The sequence below is a fragment of the Streptomyces sp. WAC06614 genome (genome assembly GCF_003949795.1).
Classification (GTDB): domain Bacteria; phylum Actinomycetota; class Actinomycetes; order Streptomycetales; family Streptomycetaceae; genus Streptomyces.
Map to the genome: position 1 here is coordinate 1 of NZ_RPRY01000406.1, position 5388 is coordinate 5388.

Sequence of the window (5388 nt, forward strand, 5' to 3'; positions counted from 1 at the left end):
CCCCCCGGCCGAGGCCCCGGCCCCGGCCGGGGGGTAGCGGGCCGGTCCGGCGGCGTGCCGGTCAGTCGGGGTCCCGGCGGTGGAGGCGGCGGCGGTGGCGCCAGTAGTGCCACAGCGCGCCTGCCAGGACCGCCGAGGCGACCACGACCATGCCCGCCACCGGCCACGCGTTCCCCTCCTCCCCCAGGTCGGCCACGTGCACCACGACCACCAGCAGCAGCGGCAGCACCGCGAAGCTCACCGCGCGCGCGGCCGCGGCCAGCATCCCGGGGTCCAGCCGGGAGGTACCGCTGCGCGGGGACGGCAGCGGGGTGTCGGTCAGGTAGTACGCCGCGGCCCGGGACAGCGCCTGGCGGGTCGACCTCCGGTACGACACCGCCATGTACGGCAGCCACACCAGCGGGGCCACCATCCCGACCAGGAGCGTCACCGCGAGCAGGGTCCAGCGGCCCGCCATGGCGAGCCGGTCGCGTGCGGTCATGGCGGTGTCCGCCGGGCGGGGAGGCATCAGCCCGAGGAGTTTGGCCATGCGGAGCGTCAGCCCGGTCAGGACGGCGAACCGGCCGCTCCTGCGCCCCTTCCGCCCGCCGTTCTTCCGCCTGCTGCTCCTCCCCGGCCCGTCACCGCCCGTCTCCCCCGCCCGCCGGTGCTCACCGCTCCGCGCCGCCAGGGCCCGCTGCGCGGTGTCCGGGTCCGCGTAGACGCCCTGGAGCACCATGAGCTCGGCCGCCCGCCGCGGCTCCGTCGGGTCGTGTCCGGCCAGCGCGGCCAGCTCCAGCATCGTCCGGGCCTGGCTGAGCAGCGCCGCGCAGAACGCGACCGGGATGAACACGAGGAACGGGCCACCGACGAAGGCGCCCTCGGTGACCGTCCTGCGGACGCCGCGCTCGACGAGCTCGGCGCCGAGTGCCGCGGTGTCCGCCCCGGGCCGCTCCGCGCGCAGCCGGGCCACGCTGCGTGCGGCACGCGGTCCGGCGTGCCGCAGCGCGAAGCCGGCGAGCAGTTCGGGCAGCCGCCCGGGCTCCCGCAGGGCCGCCCGCAGAAGGGCCTCGGGGGCTGCGTCGGGGGTGGCCACCGCACCCTCCGTTCCTCGGGTCACGGCGCCGTGTCACCCCGCAGGGCGGGCCGGTCCGTCGGGCCGCGGCGCGGGCCCGCCGAAGGGGTCCTGCGGGCCGGCCGTGGGCGGGGCGGACAGTTCGGCCTCCACGTCGGCGATCTGCTCGTAGGGGATCCGGACACTGGCCAGGAGCCGGCCGCCGTGGCTGCGGACCTCCTCGGCCGTCTCGCGGGCCCATACGTTCTCGACCAGGAGGGCGAGTGCGGTGGAGCCGGGTTCCATCAGCGGGACGAGGGCGTCGACCTGGTCGGCGCCGACCGTGCCGAGCACGCGGCGGGCCGCGATGCCGGCCGCCGCGTCGGCGAGGCTCTCGATGTCGTGGAGCTCCACCCGTTCCACGGTGCCGTCGGCGGCCTTCGTGACGACGAGCGCGTCGAGGATGCGGACGTCCTCGCGTCGTTCGACGTTCTCCAGGGCCGCCAGGAAGGAATCGGGCGGTCTGTCGACGGGGAAGGACAGGACGACCAGGTCGACGGGTCCGAGGGTGCTCATCGCGCGGCTCACGCTCCTTCGGCGGCGTTGGCGCGTACGGGCGGGGACGTACGGCTCGCGTACGGGCGGGGACGTACGGCTCGCGTACGGCGGGGACGTCCGGGTCGCGTACGGGCGGCAGGCGTACCGTCAGTGCGACGCGAGGACCTTCGCCTTGGCCTGTTCGTACTCGGCGGGGGTGAGGTCACCGTGGTTGCGCAGTCCGGCGAGCTTGGCCAGCTCGTCGGCGGTGGCCGTCACCGACGCGGTGTCCCCGGCCGTCTCCCGGACGTAGGCGCGGAAGGCCCGCTCCCGCTCGCGCGCCCGGCCGAGCTCGCGTTCGCCCATCCCCCGCCCGCGGGCGAGGAGGTACACGAAGCAGCCGAGGAAGGGCAGGACGCAGACGAAGACGGTCCAGCCCGCCTTGCCCCAGCCGCCCAGGCTGTCGTCCCGGAAGATGTCTCCGATGATCTTGAAGAGCAGGACGAGCCAGATGATCCACAGGAAGAACCAGAGCATGGTGAGGAACGCGTTCATCAGCGGATAGTCGTCCATCGTCGGCTCCGTCGGACGGCCGTCCCGGTACCGGGGCGGTGCCTGCTTGGCGTGATCCACGCTCCCCGGTCCGGCCGCCGCCGTCATCACCCGGTCCGGGTGGGACGGCGACCGGCGGGGGCGGCGACCGGCGTCGGCGACGGCTCGCGGGGCGCGTCCTTCCGTGTGCACTCCGGCGACCGCGGCACCGCGTGCCGGTCCTCCCGGCGCCGTCTGGTCCATGCTGGCGGCGAGGACGGGCTCCCGCTCGGGCAGGAGCGGAGGCCGGGACGCGGGAGACAGGAGGCCGCAGGCAGCATGGACGCTACGGGCTCCGCCCCCGACAGCAGCCCGACCGGAGGGGCCCCGACCGACGGGATCCGGGCGGGCCGGCCCCGCCGACGGCGGCCGAGCCGGGCGGCGCTCACCGCGACCCTGCGGTCGGTGACCACGGCCACCGCCCTGGTCGCGGCGTACTACGTACTGCCGTTCAGCCGGGACCACGTCGACGTCACCAACCTCGGCCTGGGCCTGGGCGCCGTCGCGGTCATCTTCGCCCTCCAGGTCCGGTCGATCACCCGGTCCGCCCACCCGCGGCTGCGGGCGGTCGAGGCGCTCGCCACCACGATGCCGCTGTTCCTGCTGCTCTACGCGACGACGTACTACCTGCTGGAGGAGTCCACCCCCGGCAGCTTCTCGGAATCCCTCAGCCGCACCGATTCGCTGTACTTCACCCTCACCGTGTTCAGCACCGTCGGCTTCGGGGACATCGTGGCGCGGACCGAGCCGGCACGGATCGTGACGATGACGCAGATGGTCGGCAACATCCTCGTCGTCGGTGTGGCCACCCGGATCCTGTTCGGGGCGGTGGAGTCCGCCGTGCGGCGGCAGTCGGGCGGCACCCGGGAGTAGGCGGCCCGACGCCCAGCCCGGCTCCGTACGGGGTTGACACCGTCAAAGTGTGAGTGGTTTATTACTCATATGCAGAAGGAACGGCAACGCCAACTGTCCACCGCCGAGGAGCGCCGCGAGACGGTGCTGCGCACCGCGATCGGCGCGTTCGCGGCCCGGGGCTACTTCGGGACCACGACCACCGAGGTCGCCAAGGCGGCCGGGATCTCCCAGGCGTACGTCTACCGGCTGTTCCCGAACAAGGAGGTCCTGTTCGCCGCGGTCGTCGAGCACTGCTTCGCCCAGGTCCGCGCCGCCCTGGAACAGGGCGCGGCCGAGGCCGACGGGAGCGCGCCCGAGCGGGTCCTGCACTCGATGGGGGACGCGTACGCGCGGCTGATCAGCGACAACGACCTCCTGCTGGTGCAACTGCACGCCCAGGCCGCGGCCGTGTCCGAGCCGGCGATCCGGGAAGCGGTCCGCGCCGGGTACGCCCGCGTGGTGGAGTACGTACGCGGGGCCTCCGGCGGGGACGACCGGCAGGTACAGGAGTTCTTCGCGGTCGGGATGCTGTGCCACCTCATCGTCTCGATCGACGCCGAGGCGGTGGACGCGCCGTGGACGCGCACGCTCGCCGCGGGCATCACGCACTACTGACCCGGGCCGCCCCCACGGACCCACGGGTTCACGGGCCCTCCGGGCCCTCGGGCGGCTGCGCCGGTCCACCGGCAGGCCGCCTTCTTCAGACCCAAAGAGTGAGTGGTTGACCACACATGCATCTGTGCCAGTCGGAGGAGGGGATTCGCGTGATGCCGCACCGGGGTGTCCTGGCCGCGCTGGCCGCGGGGCAGTTCGTCGTGGTCCTGAGCACGTCCGTCGTCAACGTCGCGCTGCCGCAGATCCGCGACGGTGCGGCCCTGTCCGACACCGGGATGTCGTGGGTGGTCAACGCCTACGGCCTCGCGTTCGGAGCCCTGCTGCTGCTCGGGGGCCGGGCCGCCGACCTGGCCGGGGCCCGCCGGGTCCTGGTCGCCGGGCTGGGCCTGTTCGCCGCCGCCTCGGCGGCCGCCGGACTGGCCGGCTCCGCCTGGCTCCTCATCGGGGCCCGAGCCCTCCAGGGCGTCGGTGCGGCGGCAGCCGCACCCGCCGCGCTCGCCCTGGTGGTACGGCTCTTCCCGCCGGGCGGCGGCCGGGCCCGCGCCCTGGGGGCGTGGGGCGCCGTCTCGGGAGCCGGCGGCGCGGCGGGCGTACTGCTCGGCGGAGTACTGACCGAGGCCTTCGGCTGGCCCTGGGTCTTCCACGTCTGCGCACTCGGTGCGGCCCTCGCCCTGGCCGCGGCGCTCCGGCTGGTCCCGGCGGACGGCGTCGGTGGGGACGGTTCCGGTGGGCCGGGCCGTCCCGCGGATTCCGACGGGCCGGACCGCCCCCGGGGCGCCGGCCGGAGGCCGACCGTCGACCTCGTCGGCGCGCTGTCCGTCGCCGGCGCGATCGTCGCCCTGGTGCACGGTCTCACCGCCGCCCGCACCTCCGGCTGGACCGACCCGTACGTGCTCGGGGCGCTCGTCGCCGCCGCCCTCCTGCTGCTGCTCTTCCTGCGCACCGAGCGCCACCATCCGGCCCCGCTGGTGCCGCCCGGGCTGCTCGGCCAAGGGCTCGTCGCCCCGGCCAACCTGCTGATGTCCCTGCTCGGCGCCGTCTGGGTCGGTCTGTTCTTCTTCCTGCCGCTGCTCCAGCAGCAGGTCCTCGGCGCCGGCCCCCTGACGGCGGGACTCGCCCAGGTCCCGCTGGCCGCCGCGAACATCGTCGGCTCGGCCCTGGCCCCGCGGCTGGTCCGTCCGCTGGGCCCGTACCGCACCCTGGCGGCCGGTTTCCTCGCCCAGGCTGCCGGACTGACCTGGCTGGCGGCCCTCAGCGCGCCGGGCGGTGGTCCCGGTGCACTGACCGCGCCGGCCGCGCTGACCGGCCCGACCGCGCTGATCGGGCCGACCGCGCTGATCGGGCTGGGACTCGGGATCGCGTTCGTGCAGTTGACCGGCGCCGCGGTGAGCGGCGTCCGCCCGGCGGACGCCGGTGCGGCCGGCGGGCTGGTCAACACCACCCGGCAGCTCGGCGGCGCGGTGGGCCTGGCCCTGCTCGGCACCCTCGCCACGACCGTGTCCGGCGGGGCCACCGGCACCGGCGTCGCCTCCGCCGCGGATCCGGCGGCCGCACTCGCCGACGGCTACCGGGCCGCGTTCCTCCTGGCCGCCGCGCTGGCGGCCGCGGCCGCCGCCCTCACCCCGCTCCTCCCCCGCCGTGCCGCCCGCCGGCCGGCCCCCACCCGGCACACCGCACCTGCCGGCACCACCTGCTGCACCACCGACCGCACCAGCGAC

Annotated in this window: 6 protein-coding genes; 3 read left to right on the forward strand and 3 right to left on the reverse strand. The window is 75.6% G+C overall.

The window, feature by feature from the left end:
• Positions 1-61: 61 nt before the first annotated feature.
• The 3 genes from EF918_RS31825 to EF918_RS31835 form a co-directional block, all read right to left on the reverse strand.
• Positions 62-1075, reverse strand: coding sequence for a hypothetical protein (locus EF918_RS31825; protein WP_148141299.1), 1014 nt, complete (start codon positions 1073-1075; stop codon positions 62-64).
• Positions 1076-1108: 33 nt separating this feature from the next.
• Positions 1109-1609, reverse strand: coding sequence for a DUF6325 family protein (locus EF918_RS31830; protein ID WP_125652390.1), 501 nt, complete (start codon positions 1607-1609; stop codon positions 1109-1111).
• 129 nt (positions 1610-1738) lie between these two features.
• The gene (locus tag EF918_RS31835; protein WP_125652391.1) at positions 1739-2143 is read right to left on the reverse strand and encodes an SHOCT domain-containing protein; all 405 of its coding nucleotides are present in this window, start codon (positions 2141-2143) and stop codon (positions 1739-1741) included.
• 297 nt (positions 2144-2440) lie between these two features.
• Between EF918_RS31835 and EF918_RS31840 the strand changes: the two genes are divergently transcribed.
• The 3 genes from EF918_RS31840 to EF918_RS31850 all read left to right on the forward strand — a co-directional run.
• Positions 2441-3034, forward strand: a complete 594-nt coding sequence (locus tag EF918_RS31840; protein WP_125652392.1) for a potassium channel family protein — start codon at positions 2441-2443, stop codon at positions 3032-3034.
• Positions 3035-3103: 69 nt separating this feature from the next.
• On the forward strand, positions 3104-3670 hold the full coding sequence (locus EF918_RS31845) for a TetR/AcrR family transcriptional regulator (RefSeq protein ID WP_125652393.1): 567 nt from the start codon (positions 3104-3106) through the stop codon (positions 3668-3670).
• Positions 3671-3822: 152 nt separating this feature from the next.
• A partial coding sequence (locus EF918_RS31850; protein ID WP_260610849.1) for an MFS transporter occupies positions 3823-5388 on the forward strand: 1566 nt, incomplete at its 3' end.